Source organism: Polaromonas sp. JS666, assembly GCF_000013865.1.
GTDB lineage: Bacteria > Pseudomonadota > Gammaproteobacteria > Burkholderiales > Burkholderiaceae_C > Polaromonas.
Genome location: NC_007948.1, coordinates 539282 through 556222 on the forward strand (window position 1 = coordinate 539282; position 16941 = coordinate 556222).

The window sequence follows — 16941 nt, forward strand, 5'->3', positions numbered from 1 at the left end:
GAACCTTTGAGGAAGCGCCTGAGAGCAACTTACTTCTTCATTTCGTCCTTCTTCATGCCATCCTTCGCCATCGCGTCGTGCGACATCGCATCTTTCTTCATTCCGTCCTTGGCCATGGCATCTTTGCCCATGGCATCCTTCTTCATGCCATCCTTCGCCATCGCGTCGTGCGACATCGCGTCTTTCTTCATCCCGTCCATGGCCATGGCATCTTTGCCCATGGCGTCCTTCTTCATTTCGTCCGCGGCGAAGGCCGAGACAGAGCCAATGGCCATGCAGGTTGCGAGCAGAGTTGCGGTGAGCTTATTCATTGTGAATTTCCTTCGTCAGTGGGTTGAGTAAGTTGAGTGGCAAGAGTTGCCGATTTGCCAGGGCCGCCGAGCTTGCTCAGCTACCTCCGAACCAGTTGTAGCCCTGGTCTTCCCAGTAGCCGCCAGGGTAGGTGTTGGTGACAAAAATCGCCTGGATATGTTTGGGGTTCTTGTAGCCCAGCTTGGTGGGCATGCGCAGCTTCATCGGAAAGCCGTATTTGGGGGGGAGCGGCTGCCCGTCGTAGGTGAGCGCCAGCACGGTTTGCGGGTGCAGGGCGGTCGGCATGTCGATGCTGGTGAAGTAGTCGTCGGCGCACTTGAACCCGACGTATTTGGCAGTCAGGTCAGCACCAACCCGACGCAGAAAGCTGGCAAACGGCACACCGCCCCATTTGCCAATCGCGCTCCAGCCTTCGACGCAGATGTGGCGGGTGACCTGGTCTACCTGCGGCATGGCGCGCAGCTCTGCAAGCGCCCATTTGCGCTTGTCGGCGACGAGGCCGGTGACCTCCAGGCGGTAGCTGCTTTCCTCGATCTGGCGCACTTCGCTCTCGCTGTAGTAGGCATTGAAGGGGAAGGGGCGCGTGATCATCGAGTCGGGGTAGGTGGGGGCCAGGCGGTTGGGGTCAAACAGCCAGCCTTGCACCTTGTCATTCATGCGGGAAATCCGCATCAATGCCGTGTCTATGCTGGCTTCATCCACCAGCGTGCAACCCGTGAGCATGGACAGGCCGCCGAGCGTGAGCGAGCGGCGCAGGAAGTCGCGGCGGGCGGGCTCCTTGATGCGACTGGCGTGGCTGATTCGGCTCACGGCTTCCTTGAGCACGGCGTCGCCGTCAATGGCCAGGCGGGGAGGGGTTTTGATCATCACGTCAGGCTCCTTAGCGGCCGCGAACCATGTACAGCAGCGTGCGCGGCACCAGCGCCACCATCACCAGGTGAACCGCCACAAACGCGGCCAGTGCGGCCATGGCGAAAAAGTGCACCAACCGGGCGCCTTCGTAGCCACCCATCAGCTCGCGCAGCAGCGGGAATTGCACCGACTTCCAGAGCACCAGGCCAGAGATCACCAGCAGGACGCTGTCGACCATCACAAACAGGTAGGCCAGGCGCTGCACCATGTTGTAATGCCGCGGGTCGGCATGGGCGAGCCGGCCCTTGAGCGCGGCCTGCAGATCGGCCAGCAGGGCCCGGGGAGAGAGCGGAAAGAACTTGCGCAGCAGGCGGCCGGTGGCGAGGTTGAAGGCCAGGTACAGCAGGCCATTGACGCCCAGCACCCACATGGCGGCAAAGTGCCATTGAAGCGCACCGCCGAGCCAGCCCCCGAGTGTGAGTTGCCTGGGGATGTTGAAAGGGAAGAATGGCGCCGCGTTGTAGAGGCGCCAGCCACTAGCACCCAGCACCAGCACGGCGAGGGCATTCAACCAGTGCGTGATGCGCATCCATACGGGATGGATCGGTGCTTTGTCCTGGTGCTCTGGGCCGCGATTCATGGAACGAATTATCGAGAGCATGCAATGACCGATTCATCACAAAGAGTTCAATTAATCGTGACAACCTCAAGGGCGATATCGCGGGATAATCCATTCCATGGAATCCGCTAAGCGCGTTTTGATCGTCGAGGACGATACCCACATTGCGGAACTGCTCCGTATGCATCTTCAGGACGAGGGCTACGCCGTCCAGCATGCGGCAGATGGGAATGCCGGCCTGCGCGAGCTCGAACGCGGCAGTTGGGATGCGCTCGTGCTCGACCTCATGCTGCCAGGCGTCGATGGTCTCGAAATCTGTCGCCGAGCCCGAGCCATGACGCGCTATACGCCGATCATCATCACCAGCGCGCGCTCGAGCGAGGTGCATCGCATCCTGGGGCTTGAACTCGGTGCCGACGACTACCTGGCCAAGCCGTTCTCCGTACTGGAACTGGTGGCGCGGGTTCGAGCGCTGCTGCGGCGTACCGACGCGCTCGCGCGGAACGCGCGCATGGAGTCGGGCCTGCTCGAACTTGGAAACCTGCGTGTCGATCCCGTGGCACGGGAGGTGCAAGTGGAAGGTAAGTCCGTCGAGCTGACGCCACGCGAGTTTGACCTGCTTTACTTTTTCGCGCGGCACCCCGGAAAGGTGTTTTCGCGGCTGAATCTGCTCAATCAAGTATGGGGCTACCAGCACGACGGGTATGAACACACGGTCAATACCCACATCAATCGGCTTCGCATGAAGGTCGAGGCGGATCCAACGGAGCCGCGGCGTATCCTCACGGTGTGGGGGCGCGGCTACAAGTTGGCGATATCGGCCATGGAGGAGAGCGGCGAATGAGCTTCAGAGGCACCCTCTCGCAACGTCTATCCGTAGTGTTTTCGGTCCTGCTGCTGGCTTGCTGCAGTGCATCGGCGTGGCTACAGATAAAGGCAAATGGGCGCCATGATCAGGAAGTGACCCAGCGCCTCTCCAACGGCCTTGCAGCACACATCGCAGACAACGCTGCGCTCGTGGAACGCGACGGACTCAACCCGGAGGCCGTGCACGATCTGTTCGACAAACTGATGGCGGTCAATCCTAGCGTTGAGGTCTACTTGTTGGATCTGGACGGTCGCATTCAGGCTCAGGCCGCACCGCCTGGGCACTTGAAGCGTGACCGGGTCGACGTCGCGCCCATCCGACGCCTTCTCGAAGGCACACCCTTGCCGATCGTCGGCGACGATCCGCGAGGTGATGGCGTGCAGAAAGTGTTCAGTGCGGCACCCTTGCGCGTCGATGACCGCGATGTCGGCTATGTCTACGTCGTGTTGTTCGGCGAGGACCGTGATGCGGTGGCTGCCAACGTCGCGGCGAACAGTGTACTCAGGACCACCCTGTGGTCGATGGCTCTCGTGGCGCTGCTAGGCCTGCTGGCCGGACTGGCGGCCTTTCACCTGATCACCCGGCCGCTGCGCGATCTCACCGGTGCGGTGCGCAAATTCGAGAAAGACGGCGTGGTGTCGCTGCACGAGGCGGGGCCGGCCCTCGAACGGGCGGGCCGGGGCAGCGACGAAATCGCCACACTGGGACAGGCCTTTGCGCAGATGACACAGCGCATCGCGGCGCAGTGGCGCGAACTCACGGCGCAGGACCAGCAGCGGCGCGAACTGTTTGCCAACATTTCGCACGACCTGCGCACACCGCTCACCTCTCTGCACGGTTACCTCGAAACGCTGCTCATCAAGGCCGACGCCCTGGACCCCGGCGAACGCCGCCGCTACCTCGAGATCGCGTTGGCGCAAAGCCGTAAGGTCGCGCGGCTGGCGCAGGAATTGTTCGAGCTGGCGCGTCTGGAGTACGGCGTCGTCAAGCCCGACAAGGAGACTTTCGCCCTGGCCGACCTGGTGCAGGACGTGTTCCAGAAGTTCGAATTGGCGGCAGAGGCGCGGCACCAACGTCTGGTGCCGGACATTGCACCAGGCCTTCCCGTCGTTACAGCCGATCTCGGCATGATCGAGCGCGTGCTGACCAACCTGCTGGACAACGCGATCCGCCACACGCCCGAGGGCGGCGAGATCGTGGTGCAGCTACGACAAGACCGGGAGTCCGTGTGCGTCGAGGTCAGCGACACCGGACCGGGCATTCCCGGCGAGTTACAGAAGTCGCTCTTCACCCGACCCGCGTTTTCGTCGGCCGGCGGCCGCAGCGGCGGACTCGGACTGGTCATTGTGCAACGCATACTTCAGTTGCATGGCAGCGACATTCGGCTGCTGCAGCGTGCCGAGAAAGGTGCCGTATTTTTCTTTCAACTCACATGAGAGTCACCGCTCGCGCAAGACTCCTTGTCCGTCTAGTGCACCGCCCGCCTCGATGCCCACGTGCCTCTTTTTGCACCATGGCACCGAAATTGAACCCCCCCACTGGGCTTCCCAGCCTACCGAGGACCTGACGCGACTCGCACGACTTAGTGAGCGCTCGCCTTCCGTACGACAGTATCCTCCGGCGAGAGCACCCTTCCGTCCTTGGCCCGTACCTCAAGCTTCCGAATGGGCTTGCCGTCCGCCCTGTCGACCAGCTTCGTGCGTGCCTGACCAGACTCAAAGAAATAGTCGTCACCCCATTGGCGCAGGCTAGCTACGACGTAGAACAGATCGCGACCCTTGACTGTCAGCACGTACTCCTGGAACGCGCTCCCATCAGAGGCCGGTGCCAGCTCGAGAATGCCGTTGGCCACGAGGGCCTTGAGTCGGGTTGCGAGGATGTTTTTGGCCAGGCCAAGGCTCTTCTGGAACTCGCCAAAACGACGCAGCCCGTCCAGCGCGTCCCGAACTATCAGAAGCGACCACCAATCGCCGATGACATCCAGAGAGCGCGCAACTGGGCAATCTGCACCCTCTAGGCTAGTTCGCTTCACCATGTAGCTTTTCTGTGATAAACATAATTTTCGCGCCGAAGCGCCGTAACTCAAGTGCTGGCACTCCGCTCGCAGCAGCCCTCGCCACATTCGTAGCAGAGATGTTCCCGCGAATCTCCCTGTGAGGCTGATTTAGGGCCAACCATTTCCCTCTTCGGGCTCCGGGTTTTGCACACTAGTTGCATCATAAAACTATCTTACCTATAATTCCACTAGTTTCATAATGCAACCACATTGCCGCATACCTCCAATGACGATCCAGCAATCCGTTGCACTCAATGACATGGCTGTCATGCCCGCCCTTCCGAGGCGCACGCTTCTGCTGTTTGCACTGACGAGTGGTCTTAGCGTTGCCAATATCTACTATTCGCAGCCCTTGATCGAAAACATCGCTCGGGACCTCGGAATGTCCCCAGTGTTCGCCGGTGTTGTCGTCACCGTTACGCAGTTCGGATACGCGATAGGCTTGCTGTTTCTGGTACCGCTGGCCGAACTGATCAATCACCGAAGGCTGATCGTCGGCCAATTGCTGTTATCAGCGCTGGCTCTTGTCGCGGTGGGCATCGCCAGCAGTGTGACTGTGCTGCTCTTGGGCTTCGCCATGATCGGCTTGCTGGCGGTTGTCATCCAGATATTGGTAGCTCTGGCAGCGGCTGTCTCCTCTCCGTCCGAACAAGGTCGAGCGGTGGGTGCGGTGACCAGCGGAGTCGCTCTTGGAGTCATCGCAGCACGCTCGATAGCAGGCCCGCTGGCCGCACTCACCAGCTGGCGCACTGTATTCGTAGTCTCGGCCGCACTGACTTCGCTGGCCGCTTATGCCATGGCCAACTCACTGCCGCGCCGCAGTACATTGGGAAAGACGCGCTCGTACTGGACGTTGCTACGGTCGGTAGTCACGCTTTTGTTGGAGGAACGTCTATTGCACGTACGCGCTGGACTTGCACTCTTGGTCTTCGCTGCTTTCGGCGTCTTGTGGAGTTCGTTGGCACTCGAATTGAGTGCGGCACCTTTGTCGCTGTCGCAGGCCGCTATAGGCCTGTTTGGCTTCGCTGGTGTCGCAGGTGTCGCCGGTGCTGCTTCCGCAGGCTTATTGGCCGATCGTGGCTGGGGCCAGTGGACTACAGGAATTGCGCTGACCCTGATGTTTCTCGCCTGGTGGCCGCTCAGCCGCAATCAACTACCGCTCTGGACGCTCATCGTCGGAGTGGGTGCCCTGGACATGGGTGGGCAAGCTGTGCATGTCGCGAGTCAGAGCTTGCTCTTTCGAGCACTGCCGCAGGCTCGAAATCGAATACTGGCGGCGTACATGCTTTTCTACTCCGTTGGGACTGGTGTGGGCGCGCTGGCTTCGACGGCGGCGTTTGCATGGAGCGGATGGCGAGGTGTGTGTCAACTCGGCGCTGCAATCAGCGCGACGGCACTTCTGTTCTGGGCTGCGACTCTGAGAGAAAGCCGACGCAATCGCGTCGTCAGTCCCGGATAGGCCAATTATTCAAAAACATCCAACCGTTGCGCCAGTCAGTTCGGTCGCAGCCTCGATCACGTCGGATCACCCCTTCCATTTCACCTCAGGAGTTTCCAATGGCCCTTTTCTGTTCTCTGCTCACCCGTTTCGGCGGACGTGCAGGTGCCTTGCCCCGCTGTGTGCCGCAACAGCTGACGTGAGGAGCAATAGATGTCCTCGCCCACGTCATCTCAGCAAACTAACTCGACGGACCAGGGAGCCAATTCCCACCGCCGCCAATTTCTCAACCTGACTGCCATTGGTTTGACTGGAGCCGCAGCGCTTGCAGCATACCCATTGGTATCCGCAGCTTCTTCTACAACGTCGGCCATTAACTCGAAAGGAACCCCCATGTCGACCTCAAACCTCCAGAACGCCAGCGCAAACGCACCACGCGCAAGCTTCCACTCCGTGGAAGCTGATGGTGTCAAGGTCTTCTATCGCGAGAGCGGTCCGGCCCAAGCGCCGGTGATTCTTCTCCTACACGGCTTTCCAGCGTCGTCACACATGTTCCGCGAGTTGATCCCGCGTTTGGCATCCAAATACCGTGTTATTGCGCCGGACCTCCCGGGATTTGGTTTCACGTCGGTACCTGATACCAGGCACTACGCTTACTCGTTCGATTCGTTGGCACGGACTACAGAGGCATTCGTAGAGGCTTTGGGACTCAAACGCTACGCCCTGTATGTTTTCGACTACGGCGCGCCAGTGGGCTTCCGACTGGCACTTGCTCACCCAGATCGGGTGACCGCCATCGTTTCCCAGAATGGCAATGCCTATGAGGAGGGTCTTGGTGAGGCGTGGGCACCGTTCCAACAATACTGGGCGGCCCCCAACTCCGAAAACCGAAAGGCGCTGCTCAGTGCCTTGACATTGGAGACGACGCACTGGGCTTATACACACGGGCTCCCCAATCCGCAAGCAGTGGCGCCGGAGTCTTACCAACTCGACGCGGCCCTGATGGCTCGCCCGGGCAACTCCGAGGTTCAGCTCGACCTGTTCCTGGACTACGCCTCCAACCTGAAGCGCTACCCGGCGTTTCAGGCCTACTTCCGCGAGGTGAAACCGCGCCTGCTGGCGATCTGGGGCAAGTACGACCAGTTGTTCATCCCTGCCGGCGCCCATGCTTTCAAGCGCGACAACCCCAACGCCGTTGTCAAGCTCCTCGACGCCAGCCATTTCGCGCTGGAGACGCACGTTGAAGAGATTGCGGCCGAGATGCACGTTTTTCTGCGGAGCTAGCCCAGTGTCGCTGTGGGCTGCGCCGAGGCTGCCAGAAACTCCATGGCCGCCGAGGTGCCGCTCTCGCGCAGACGCACGCCTGCGAGTTTCAGGCCCATCTCACAGCCCGCAAGCGCGGCCAGCAGGGTGAGGTCATTGCATTCGCCGAGATGGCCGATGCGGAACATGCGGCCCTTCACCTTGCCGAGCCCCGCGCCCAGCGACATGTTGAAGTGCTGGTAAACGATTTGCCGTACCCGGTCGGCATCCACACCCTCGGGCATCATCACGCCCGTCAGCACCGGGGAGTAGACCGCCGGATCGGCGCACTGGATTTCCAGCCCCCAGGCCTCTACGGCATTGCGGCAGGCCTTGCCCAGGCGTTCGTGGCGGGCAAAAACCTGGGGCAGTCCCTCGGCCGAAATCATGTCCAGCGCCTCGCTCAGGGCATACAGCAGGTTGGTATTCGGCGTGTAGGGCCAGTAGCCCGTCTGATTCATTTCAACAATCTCGTCCCAGGCCCAGAAGGACTTGGGCAGCAGGGCATCGCGGCTGGCGGCAACGGCTTTGGGCGACAGCGCGTTAAAGCTGATGCCCGGCGGCAGCATCAGACCCTTTTGCGAGCCGCTGATGGTGACATCGACACCCCATTCGTCATGGCGGTAGTCGGCTGAGGCCAGGCCAGAAATGGTGTCGACCAGCAGCAGGGCGGGATGCTTGGCCGCATCGATGGCGCGGCGCACGGCCGCGATGTTGGAGGTGACGCCGGTGGAGGTCTCGTTGTGGACCACGCAAACAGCCTTGATTTGATGCTGCGCGTCGTTGCGAAGCCGTTGCTCGATCATGTCGGCCTGCACGCCGTTTCGCCAGCCCTCGGTGCCCGGCAGGCCGATGAATTCCGGCTTCAGGCCCAGCCGCAGCGCCATCTTGTTCCAGAGACTGGCGAAGTGGCCGGTCTCGAACATGAGAACGGCATCTCCCGGGCTCAGCGTATTCACCAGTGCAGCCTCCCACGCGCCGGTGCCGGAGGCGGGATAGATGACCACGGGGTGGCGCGTCTTGAAGATGTCCTTGATGCCGGAGAGCACCTTGCGCCCGAGGGCGCCGAATTCGGGTCCGCGGTGGTCGATGGTGGGGTAGCTCATGGCGCGCAGCAGGCGATCCGGCACCGGGCTGGGTCCGGGGATTTGCAGGAAATGGCGTCCGGCGGGATGGAAATTCAGGTTCATCAGGGTTCTCCTTCAATAAATTGCATACAATTTATTGAGACTGTACGAGCCTTGAAGCTATAAGAGAATGGGCTTGTTGGCTGAAGTAGTCTGAACTTTTGTATGCATAATACAAAAATAGCCGAACCAGATAAGGGCGGGGCACCCCTCGCTCAATGAATGCGCGCGGAATCGGAGTCCGGGCGAGAGATGGCAGCAGGGCCGACCCCTGCCGCGTGGGTGGGCGGAGCGCTGCGGGCAGCGTGGGCGCGGGGGTACGCCGGGTCAGCTGCCGAAAATCGCCTCGAGATCCGCTTCCCCGGCGGTGCTGTCGAGCTTGAGGCTGTGCTCGATGTGGTGCAGGTGATCCAGCATGAGTTTTTCGGCGCGTACCCGGTCGCGCTTGGCGATCGCGTCGACGATCACCGTGTGCTCGTCGGCACGGCAACTGCTGGCCGTGGGCGCGTCGTACAGGAAGATGATGAGGCAGGTGAGCATGCAGAGTTCGCGCATGCTTCTGGCCAGTGCCGAATTGCCCGCAAGCTCCGCTGTCAACGTGTGGAATTCGCCGGACAACCGGATCACGGTGCGCTTGTCTTCGCGCCGGCGGGCATCGAGCTCCAGTTCCTGGTGTTGCCGCAGGCGGGCAATTTTCTCCGGGGTGAGGGTGTCGATCAGGCGCTTGAGCACGGCGGGCTCGATCAGCCGGCGCGCCTCGAACACGTCCCGCGCCTGCTCGATGGAGGGCTTGGCCAGGTAGGCTCCGCGCTGTGGGTAGAGCTCGACGATCTGCTCGTGCGCCAGGCGGGCCAGCACCTCGCGGATGCGCGCCCGGCTGGTACCAAAGATGTCGGCCAGCCTTTCCTCGCCCAGCTTGGTGCCGGGGTGCAGGCGGTGTTCCAGAATGGCGACATAGATCCTTTCATAGATCGCATCGATCGTGTTTTCCCGGTCGAGGCGGCTCGTGGACTGGCGCGTGCTGGTCATGTCGGTCTGATTGGTGGAGGAGGGTGACTGCATTCTATCGAGTGCATCTTCACCCGAAGGTGTCACGAGCATTGGAAAAGCCTCCCCCACCCGGTGATGTTGGCTGATGGAACGCCGGCAGCGCGCAGCATGCCCCAGACGGTGGTGCTCACGGTGTCCAGCAGCGGGATGCCCAGTTCTTCTTCTACCTGCTGCGCCATCGGTGCGGCGCGCAGGTTGGTGCAGAAGGTGGTGATGGCCTGCGGGCCCTCCGCCGCAACCTCGCGCATCAGCGCCAGCAGCCTCGACGGCTCGACCCCGGCGAAGTCATGGTTGACGCGGATCCCCAGATGGCGCTCCGCCACCACTTCGATGCCGAGCGCGCGGTAATTGGCCATGATGCGCTGCTGCACATCCGCGGTGTAGGGCGTCACCAGCGCCAGCTTGCGCACGCCCTGCAAGGCCAGCAGTTCATTGAGCGCCAGCACAGCCGTGGTGGCGGGGATGCCCGTGCGCTCACGGATGCGCTCACACAGGCGGTGGTCGGCATCGAAGCCCAACCAGCCCGAGGATGTGCCGCTCCAGCCAATCACATCGACCTTTGCGTCGGCCAGCAGCTCGGCCGCCGCCAGGATTTTGCTGTCGTCAAACTGGCCCAGCGCCTGTGCGTCCAGTGAGATTTCGGTCACCCTGAAGCGTGAGAAGTGTGCGCTAACACCTGGAATTTCAACCGCAATGGCGCTGGTCAGCGGCTCCAGGGCGGTATTGGAAGAGGGGGTCAATACGCCGAGGCGCACTGGCTGGGTCATGGCTGTCTCCGGTTAGAGGGTTGCTGGCAAAGGATAGGGCATTGGCGCGTCCACTGCGAATGATTATGAACTTTATCGCAATACTGTCGACATTAGTGTTAACACTACTGTCTGCAAATGAATTATGGCGGATATTACGCACATGTGCTGAGAGGTTCCAATGAGCCGGCCCGGAATTTGCAGAGACAACCTTAATCCTGATTCAAAAATGACGATGCACCAAAACAACTTAATGCAAAACATGTCGACAATTATGTTTGCACTAAAGATGACATTTATTCACCGCCTTGGTGCGCCCGAGGTTGCGGCATGAGCCGCGCGCCGTTTGACCTGGTGATCCGGAATGCATGTGTTGCCACGGCCAGCGACACCTTCAAGGCCGATATCGGGGTACTCGACGGACGGATATCGCAATTGGGCGTGGGCCTGGACCGGGGTGAGAAGGAAATCGACGCGGCTGGCCGCATCGTGACCCCCGGAGGCGTGGACGCGCATTGCCATCTGGACCAGCCGATGGCGCCGCCGGTGCGCATGGCCGACAACTTTGACACCGGCACGCGTGCCGCGGCCTGCGGCGGGACCACCACCGTGATTCCGTTCGCGGCGCAGGAAAAAGGCCAATCACTGCGGGCCGCCGTGGCTGACTACCACCAGCGTGCCGATGGGCGCGCGCATGTCGATTACGCCTTCCACCTGATCGTCAGCGACCCGACACCGGAAGTCCTGAACGTGGAGCTGCCGGCGCTGATCGCCGAAGGCTACACCTCGTTCAAGATCTACATGACCTACGACGACCTGAAGCTTGACGATGGCCAGATTCTCGACGTGCTGGACGTGGCGCGCCAGCATGGCGCCATGGCCATGGTGCACGCGGAGAATGCCGATTGCATCGAATGGCTGACGAAGCGGCTCGAAGCCGCCGGGCGTACCGCGCCGCGCTTTCATGCGCATGCGCGGCCCATGCTCGTCGAGCGGGAAGCGACACACCGGGCGATCGCGCTGTCGGAACTGGTGGATGTGCCGATTTTGATCGTGCATGTGTCGGGCCGTGAAGCGGTTGAGCAGATCCGCTGGGCGCGTGCCCAGGGCCTCAAGGTGTTTGCCGAAACCTGCCCGCAGTACCTGTTCCTGACCGCCGAGGATCTGGGGATGGACGACAGCTACCGCGGCGCGCGCTGTGTCTGCAGCCCCCCGCCGCGCGACAAGGCCAACCAGGAGGTGATCTGGAATGGCCTCAACGATGGCCTGTTCACCCTGTTCTCGTCCGACCATGCGCCGTTCAACTACGAGGGCACCGAGGGCCGCAAGCCCGGTGGCGAGGAAGTGAGTTTCCGCCACATCCCCAACGGCCTGGCCGGCATAGAGACGCGCATGGCGCTGCTCTATTCCGAAGGCGTGCTCGGCGGGCGTATCACGCTGCAAAAATTCGTTGAACTGACTGCCACCAACCCGGCCAAGGCTTATGGCCTGCATCCCCGCAAAGGCACGATCGCCATTGGCGCCGATGCCGACCTGGTGATCTGGGATGAACGCGAGTTCGTGCTGCGCAACACGCAGCTGCATCATGCGGTGGACCACACGCCCTATGAAGGCATGACCCTGAAAGCCTGGCCCGGGCTCACGCTGTCGCGCGGCGAGGTGGTGTGGGACGGCCGGGACTTCCATGGCCGGGCCGGTCGCGGCCAGTTCCTGGCCTGTGGCGCGCCCTCGCTGATGCCGTCGCGCCACGTCGGGAGGCCGGCATGAAGCTGCTGCTGATCAACCCGAATATCTCGGAGAGCGTGTCGGAGCTGATCCGCAGCGAAGCGCAACGCAGCGCTTCGGCAGGCACCGAGATCAAGGTGCTGACCGCGCCCTTCGGCGTGGCCTATATAGAAACGCGCTTCGAGGCGCTGATCGGCGCCTACGCCGCAGCCCAGCTCGCGGCCGAGCATCACGCCCACTACGACGCTGTGGTGGTCGCGGCCTTCGGCGACCCGGGGCTGACGGGCTTGCGTGAAGCCCTGCCGGTGCCGGTGACCGGGCTGACCGAAGCCGCGTTGGCCAGTGCCTGCCTGCTCGGCAACCGCATCTCCATCATCGCCATCTCGCAGCGCATCCAGGCGTGGTACCGCGAGGTGGTGCAGTCCTATGGCCTGGGCTCCCGGCTGGCCAGCATCCGGGCGCTGGACCGGCCGCTGGCCAGCATAGGCCAGGTGCAGGGCGAGCACGCTCACGCGCTGAAGGCGCTGGCCGAACGCGCGGTCGATGAGGATGGGGCCGATGTCATTGTGCTGGCCGGCGCGCCGCTGGCGGGGCTGGCACGAGCGCTCAAGGGCCAGCTGCCGGTGCCCGTGGTCGATGGCGTTTCCAGCGCGGTCCGCCACGCCGAAACCCTGGCCGCACTGCAACCGGGCACCGCCCAGCGCGGCAGTTTCGCGCCCCCGCCCGTCAAACCAAATCGCGGCCTGCCGCCCGCCATCGCCCGGCTGCTCGACCGGGCAAGCTGATTCTCTCCACCTATTTTGTCCTTCCTCCACTCACGAAAGATCATCATGAACCAGCCCTCCCGACTGCCCCTGATCACCCGCCTGGCCGCCGCTGCGGCCCTGACGCTGGCCTCTGCCATGCTGCCCGTCGCGGCACAGCAGAAGCTGCAGATTGCCGGCAACTTTGCCTCGGAGCACCCGAGCAGCGTGGCGGTCGAACAGGTGTTCAAAAAAGAGGTTGCACGCCTGACCAACAACCAGCTGCAGGTCGATGTGTTTCCCGCCATGCAACTGGGCGGCGCCAAGGAGAACGTCGACGCCGTGCGCTCCGGCACACTGGCGCTGACCTGGGTCGGCGCCGCCTTCCTGTCGCGCATCGCGCCTGAACTCGAGGCGGTCAGCCTGCCCTTCGTGTTCGCAAACCGGCAAAGCGCGTTTCGGGTGATTGACGGTCCGGTCGGCGATGCCATCGACAGGAAGCTGGGCGACAAGGGCTTCATCTCGCTCGGCTGGATGGAGCTGGGCATGCGCAACGTCACCAACAGCCGGGGGCCGATCAAAAGCATGGCCGACCTCAAGGGCCTGAAGATCCGCCTGCAGCCCAACGAGACCCACCTGGCCACGTTCCGGGCGCTCGGCGCCAACCCGGTGGCGATGGACGTCAAGGAGCTGTACTCGGCACTCGAGCAGCGTGTGGTGGATGCGCAGGAGAACCCGTACACCGTGATCTCGGCCGCGCGTTACAGCGAGGTGCAAAAACAGCTGTCCAACAGCGGGCATTTCTTTGACCTCATTGCCGTGGTCGCGAGCAAAAAAGCCTTCGAGCAGCTCAAGCCCGAATACCAGAAGGCCATACGCGAAGCGATGACCGCCACCATTGCCTTTCAGCGCAAGCTGGCCGCCGAGGACGAGGCCAAGCGCCTGGCCGAACTGAAGGGCAAGATGACCTACACCGAAATCACGCCTGCCGCGCTGGAGGAAATGCGCCGCGCGACCGCCCCCGTCATCGAGGACGTGAAGAAGCGTGCCGGCGCTGACCTGGTGAACCAAGTGCTGGCCGAAGCCGCCAGGCGCTGACCCGGCCGGCACGCAAGGAGACCGCTATGACAACGGAAACAATCGCGCTTGAACCGGTCGTGCCCGCAGGCTGGGCCGGGCGCGCACTCGACGGGCTGAACCGGCTCATCACCGGCGTGCTGCTCGCCACGGTAGCGGTGATGGTGAGCGTCGTGTCGGCGCAGGTTGCGCTGCGCTATGGCTTGAATCGCTCGATCGACTGGGCCGACGAGATCGGACGCCTGGCTTTCGTCTGGTCCATCTTTCTGGCGATCCCGCTGGGGGTGCGCCAGGGCGCGCATATTGGCATCGACATCATGGTCGACAAGTTGCCAGCCCGCTGGCGCGGCGCGCTCAAGCGGGCCGGCGCGGCCCTGTGCGCCGCCATGATGTTTGCGATTGCCTGGGCGGCCTTCCGTGTGGCGCGCGAGCAATGGGATGAACTGATGGCGACGGTGGACTGGAGTGTCGGCTGGTTCATTGTGCCGGTGGGCCTGGGCGCGCTGCTGAGCGCGCTGCACCTGGTGCGCATCGTCATCGCGGGTGCGCCTGTGCAGGCGCTGGGGAGTGCCGAATGAGTCTCGCCGTCGTCATTGCCTTCATGCTGCTGGCCCTGCTCGGGCTGCCGATCGCCTTTGCGATGGGCGTGGCCGCGCTCGGCGCCCTCTGGTACAGCGGGGTGGATTTTTCGATGGTGCCGCAGCGCATGATGCACGCCGTCAACTCCTTTCCGCTGATGTCCATCCCCTTCTTTATGCTGGCCGGCGAGCTGATGATCAAGGCCGGCATCGTTGAGCGGCTCATCGCGCTGGCCAACACCATGGTCGGCCGGGTGCGCGGCGGCATGGCGCATGTCACCATGCTGTCGGGCGCGGGCCTGGCTACCGTGTCCGGTGCTGCCGTGTCGGATGCGAGCGCGCTGTCGTCGATGCTGGTCCCCTCGCTGACGAAAATCTACGACAAGGGTTTCGCCACCGCCATCGTCGCGGCGGCAGCCAACCTCGGGCCCATCATCCCGCCTTCCGGCGCGATGATCGTCTACGCCTTCATGGCCGGCTCGTCTGTGTCGGTGGGCGGCATGTTCATGGCCGGCGTAGTGCCGGGCCTGCTGATCACCTTCGGTTTCATCGCGCTGTGCTCGTGGATCGCCACGCGCCGCGGCTGGGCCGCCACCGGTGAGCCCTTCCGGCTGGCCACCGTGCTGGCCGAGCTGCGCCGGTCGCTGATTGTGCTGGCCATGCCGGTCCTGGTGATCGGTGGCATCGTCGGCGGCGCCTTCACCGCCACCGAGGGCTCGGCGATCGCGGTGGTTTACTCCACGGCGCTGGGCTTCTTTGTCACCCGCACGCTCAAGCTGGCCGACCTGCCCGGCATCGTGGTGCGTGCAGCCATCACCTCGGCCATGGTGGGCGCGCTGATCGCCTTTGCCTCCATCATCACCTACCTGATGACGGTAGACCTGCTGCCGCAGCAACTCTCCGAATTGCTGCGCAGCCTCACCACCAGCCCGCTCGTCTTTCTGGTCCTGGTCTCGGTGTTGTTGTTCGTCGTTGGCATGTTCCTGGAGTCGAACGCGGCCTACATCATGCTGGTGCCGCTGCTGCATCCGATTGCGCTGCAATACGGCATTGATCCCTTGCACTTCGGATTCCTGTTCGTGCTCAACCTCGTGATCGGCATGCTCACGCCGCCCGTCGGGGTGGTGCTGTTCGCCGTCTGCGGCATCACCGGCGTGCGCATGCGCGAGCTGGTCAGCAACCTCTGGCCCTTCATCGTGCTGATGTACGGCGTGCTCGTGCTGTGCATGCTGGTGCCTTCCTTCGTCACTGCGCTGCCGCACGCGCTCGGCTACTGAATTCATTTCCCGCGACCTGTCGCAATCTTTCATCAACTTTTAACCACTGGAGCTCACCATGTCATACCGTTCCCGCTTCAAGATTCTTGCCGCCGTGGCCGCGCTGGCCGCGACGCTGGTTCTGCCTGCGCACGCCCAGGAAAAAATCAAGTTCAAGGCCATCGGCCAGCCCCTGGCCACCGGCCTGATCCAGAAGAACAAGGAGCAGCCCTTCTTCGAGAATTTCGCCGCCAAAACCGGCCTGCCGATCGAGGTGGACTACAAGCCCATCGACACGCTGGGCATCAAGGACACCGAGCAGCTTCGGGTCATGAAGGCCGGCCTCTTTGACATCGTGTCGCTGCGGGTCTCGCAGAACTCGCGTGATGAGCCCACCATCCTCGGTCTGGATCTCGTCGGCGCCAGCCCCGACTACGCCACCGGCCGCAAGGTGGCCAAAGCCTATTTCGACACGGTGGACGCACGCCTGCAGCAGCAATTCAATGTCAAGCTGCTGGGCGTGTGGCCGTTCGGCCCGCAGATCCTCTTTTGCAAGAAGCCGATCGCCAAGCTGGCCGACATCAAGGGCATGAAGGTCCGCGTGTATGACCAAAACCTGGCCAAGTTCATCGAGCTGGTCGGGGGCACACCGGTGCCGGTGTCATTCGCTGACACCCACCAGTCGCTGTCGCTGGGCGTGGTCGATTGCGCGATCACCGGTCCGAGCTCCGCCAACTCGGCAGGCTGGCCTGAGGTGACCACGCACCAGCTGCCGCTGGGATTCCAGATGGCGCTCAATGGCTATGCCATTTCCCTGAAAGCCTGGAACCAGCTCAAGCCTGACCAGCAGGTCAAATTGAAGGCGGCGTTCGACAAGCTCACCGACGAGATCTGGACCTACTCGGAGGAGCTATTCCAGGACGCGCTGAATTGCAACGCCGGCAAGGACCCCTGCACCACCGGCAAGAAGTTCAAACTCGTCAACGTGGCCGTGACGCCGGCAGATGGTGAACTGGTGCGCAGCGCAGTCACCAAGGTTTCGCTGCCAACCTGGGCCGAAGTCTGTGATAAATCCAACCCGGGCTGCTCCCAGAAGTGGCACGCCCAGGTCGCACCGGTGCTGGGTCTGAAATGAGCGGGAGTACCATTCTCAACCGGGGCCGGCCGGCCCCGGCACCTCAAATAAAGGCGG

17 protein-coding genes are annotated in these 16941 nt (G+C 62.6%); 10 read left to right on the forward strand and 7 right to left on the reverse strand.

The window, feature by feature from the left end; translation table 11 throughout:
* Positions 1-29: 29 nt before the first annotated feature.
* The 3 genes from BPRO_RS02645 to BPRO_RS02655 form a co-directional block, all read right to left on the reverse strand.
* On the reverse strand, positions 30-311 hold the full coding sequence (locus tag BPRO_RS02645) for a pentapeptide MXKDX repeat protein (protein WP_011481503.1): 282 nt from the start codon (positions 309-311) through the stop codon (positions 30-32).
* 76 nt (positions 312-387) lie between these two features.
* Positions 388-1179 carry a molybdopterin-binding protein gene (locus tag BPRO_RS02650; RefSeq protein WP_011481504.1) on the reverse strand — a complete coding sequence of 264 codons (792 nt, stop codon included), beginning with the start codon at positions 1177-1179 and terminating at the stop codon, positions 388-390.
* A 13-nt stretch (positions 1180-1192) separates the two neighbouring features.
* Positions 1193-1804, reverse strand: a complete 612-nt coding sequence (locus BPRO_RS02655; RefSeq protein WP_041388266.1) for a cytochrome b/b6 domain-containing protein — start codon at positions 1802-1804, stop codon at positions 1193-1195.
* Between the two features lie 97 nt (positions 1805-1901).
* On the opposite strand from BPRO_RS02655, the gene BPRO_RS02660 reads away from it, so the two are divergent.
* Entirely contained in the window at positions 1902-2627 is a 726-nt protein-coding gene (locus tag BPRO_RS02660) for a response regulator transcription factor (protein ID WP_011481506.1), read from the forward strand.
* Complete coding sequence (locus BPRO_RS02665) at positions 2624-4087, forward strand: sensor histidine kinase (RefSeq protein ID WP_011481507.1); 1464 nt, start codon at positions 2624-2626, stop codon at positions 4085-4087. The genes BPRO_RS02660 and BPRO_RS02665 overlap by 4 nt, the downstream gene beginning before the upstream one ends.
* 146 nt (positions 4088-4233) lie before the next feature.
* Here BPRO_RS02665 and BPRO_RS02670 read toward each other — a convergent pair whose 3' ends face one another.
* Complete coding sequence (locus BPRO_RS02670; protein WP_041388268.1) at positions 4234-4686, reverse strand: winged helix-turn-helix transcriptional regulator; 453 nt, start codon at positions 4684-4686, stop codon at positions 4234-4236.
* A gap of 247 nt (positions 4687-4933) precedes the next feature.
* On the opposite strand from BPRO_RS02670, the gene BPRO_RS02675 reads away from it, so the two are divergent.
* Together BPRO_RS02675 and BPRO_RS02680 are read left to right on the forward strand one after the other, a co-directional pair.
* Positions 4934-6166 (forward strand): MFS transporter, encoded by a 1233-nt coding sequence (locus tag BPRO_RS02675; protein WP_041388270.1) that lies wholly within the window; start codon positions 4934-4936, stop codon positions 6164-6166.
* Positions 6167-6538: 372 nt separating this feature from the next.
* Positions 6539-7429, forward strand: a complete 891-nt coding sequence (locus BPRO_RS02680) for an alpha/beta fold hydrolase (protein ID WP_041388272.1) — start codon at positions 6539-6541, stop codon at positions 7427-7429.
* Here BPRO_RS02680 and BPRO_RS02685 read toward each other — a convergent pair.
* The 3 genes from BPRO_RS02685 to BPRO_RS02695 all read right to left on the reverse strand — a co-directional run bounded on the left by BPRO_RS02685 (position 7426) and on the right by BPRO_RS02695 (position 10391).
* Complete coding sequence (locus tag BPRO_RS02685) at positions 7426-8640, reverse strand: pyridoxal-phosphate-dependent aminotransferase family protein (protein WP_041388274.1); 1215 nt, start codon at positions 8638-8640, stop codon at positions 7426-7428. The genes BPRO_RS02680 and BPRO_RS02685 overlap by 4 nt on opposite strands.
* Positions 8641-8901: 261 nt before the next feature.
* Positions 8902-9603, reverse strand: coding sequence for a GntR family transcriptional regulator (locus BPRO_RS02690; protein ID WP_081430561.1), 702 nt, complete (start codon positions 9601-9603; stop codon positions 8902-8904).
* Positions 9604-9665: 62 nt separating this feature from the next.
* Positions 9666-10391, reverse strand: coding sequence for a maleate cis-trans isomerase family protein (locus tag BPRO_RS02695; RefSeq protein ID WP_011481513.1), 726 nt, complete (start codon positions 10389-10391; stop codon positions 9666-9668).
* 309 nt (positions 10392-10700) lie between these two features.
* Here BPRO_RS02695 and hydA point away from each other — a divergent pair, with 309 nt between their 5' ends.
* From hydA to BPRO_RS02725, 6 genes are read left to right on the forward strand one after another with little or no spacing between them, the layout of a single operon-like run.
* Complete coding sequence (gene hydA / locus BPRO_RS02700) at positions 10701-12137, forward strand: dihydropyrimidinase (protein ID WP_011481514.1); 1437 nt, start codon at positions 10701-10703, stop codon at positions 12135-12137.
* Positions 12134-12880 carry an aspartate/glutamate racemase family protein gene (locus BPRO_RS02705; protein WP_011481515.1) on the forward strand — a complete coding sequence of 249 codons (747 nt, stop codon included), beginning with the start codon at positions 12134-12136 and terminating at the stop codon, positions 12878-12880. Before hydA ends, BPRO_RS02705 begins: the two co-directional genes overlap by 4 nt.
* 45 nt (positions 12881-12925) lie before the next feature.
* Entirely contained in the window at positions 12926-13936 is a 1011-nt protein-coding gene (locus tag BPRO_RS02710; RefSeq protein WP_011481516.1) for a TRAP transporter substrate-binding protein, read from the forward strand.
* 26 nt (positions 13937-13962) lie between these two features.
* Positions 13963-14493 (forward strand): TRAP transporter small permease, encoded by a 531-nt coding sequence (locus BPRO_RS02715; RefSeq protein ID WP_011481517.1) that lies wholly within the window; start codon positions 13963-13965, stop codon positions 14491-14493.
* On the forward strand, positions 14490-15770 hold the full coding sequence (locus BPRO_RS02720) for a TRAP transporter large permease (protein WP_011481518.1): 1281 nt from the start codon (positions 14490-14492) through the stop codon (positions 15768-15770). The genes BPRO_RS02715 and BPRO_RS02720 overlap by 4 nt, the downstream gene beginning before the upstream one ends.
* A 58-nt stretch (positions 15771-15828) precedes the next feature.
* Positions 15829-16884, forward strand: coding sequence for a TRAP transporter substrate-binding protein (locus BPRO_RS02725; protein WP_011481519.1), 1056 nt, complete (start codon positions 15829-15831; stop codon positions 16882-16884).
* Positions 16885-16941: the final 57 nt, after the last annotated feature.

What these genes read in the sequence shown, in the direction of transcription:
- BPRO_RS02645 (WP_011481503.1), bottom strand. Translation starts at nt 311, where the DNA reads ATGAATAAGCTCACCGCAACTCTGCTCGCAACCTGCATGGCCATTGGC.
- BPRO_RS02650 (WP_011481504.1), bottom strand. Translation starts at nt 1,179, where the DNA reads ATGATCAAAACCCCTCCCCGCCTGGCCATTGACGGCGACGCCGTGCTC.
- BPRO_RS02655 (WP_041388266.1), bottom strand. Translation starts at nt 1,804, where the DNA reads ATGAATCGCGGCCCAGAGCACCAGGACAAAGCACCGATCCATCCCGTA.
- BPRO_RS02660 (WP_011481506.1), top strand. Translation starts at nt 1,902, where the DNA reads ATGGAATCCGCTAAGCGCGTTTTGATCGTCGAGGACGATACCCACATT.
- BPRO_RS02665 (WP_011481507.1), top strand. Translation starts at nt 2,624, where the DNA reads ATGAGCTTCAGAGGCACCCTCTCGCAACGTCTATCCGTAGTGTTTTCG.
- BPRO_RS02670 (WP_041388268.1), bottom strand. Translation starts at nt 4,686, where the DNA reads ATGGTGAAGCGAACTAGCCTAGAGGGTGCAGATTGCCCAGTTGCGCGC.
- BPRO_RS02675 (WP_041388270.1), top strand. Translation starts at nt 4,934, where the DNA reads ATGACGATCCAGCAATCCGTTGCACTCAATGACATGGCTGTCATGCCC.
- BPRO_RS02680 (WP_041388272.1), top strand. Translation starts at nt 6,539, where the DNA reads ATGTCGACCTCAAACCTCCAGAACGCCAGCGCAAACGCACCACGCGCA.
- BPRO_RS02690 (WP_081430561.1), bottom strand. Translation starts at nt 9,603, where the DNA reads ATGACCAGCACGCGCCAGTCCACGAGCCGCCTCGACCGGGAAAACACG.
- BPRO_RS02695 (WP_011481513.1), bottom strand. Translation starts at nt 10,391, where the DNA reads ATGACCCAGCCAGTGCGCCTCGGCGTATTGACCCCCTCTTCCAATACC.
- hydA (WP_011481514.1), top strand. Translation starts at nt 10,701, where the DNA reads ATGAGCCGCGCGCCGTTTGACCTGGTGATCCGGAATGCATGTGTTGCC.
- BPRO_RS02705 (WP_011481515.1), top strand. Translation starts at nt 12,134, where the DNA reads ATGAAGCTGCTGCTGATCAACCCGAATATCTCGGAGAGCGTGTCGGAG.
- BPRO_RS02710 (WP_011481516.1), top strand. Translation starts at nt 12,926, where the DNA reads ATGAACCAGCCCTCCCGACTGCCCCTGATCACCCGCCTGGCCGCCGCT.
- BPRO_RS02715 (WP_011481517.1), top strand. Translation starts at nt 13,963, where the DNA reads ATGACAACGGAAACAATCGCGCTTGAACCGGTCGTGCCCGCAGGCTGG.
- BPRO_RS02720 (WP_011481518.1), top strand. Translation starts at nt 14,490, where the DNA reads ATGAGTCTCGCCGTCGTCATTGCCTTCATGCTGCTGGCCCTGCTCGGG.
- BPRO_RS02725 (WP_011481519.1), top strand. Translation starts at nt 15,829, where the DNA reads ATGTCATACCGTTCCCGCTTCAAGATTCTTGCCGCCGTGGCCGCGCTG.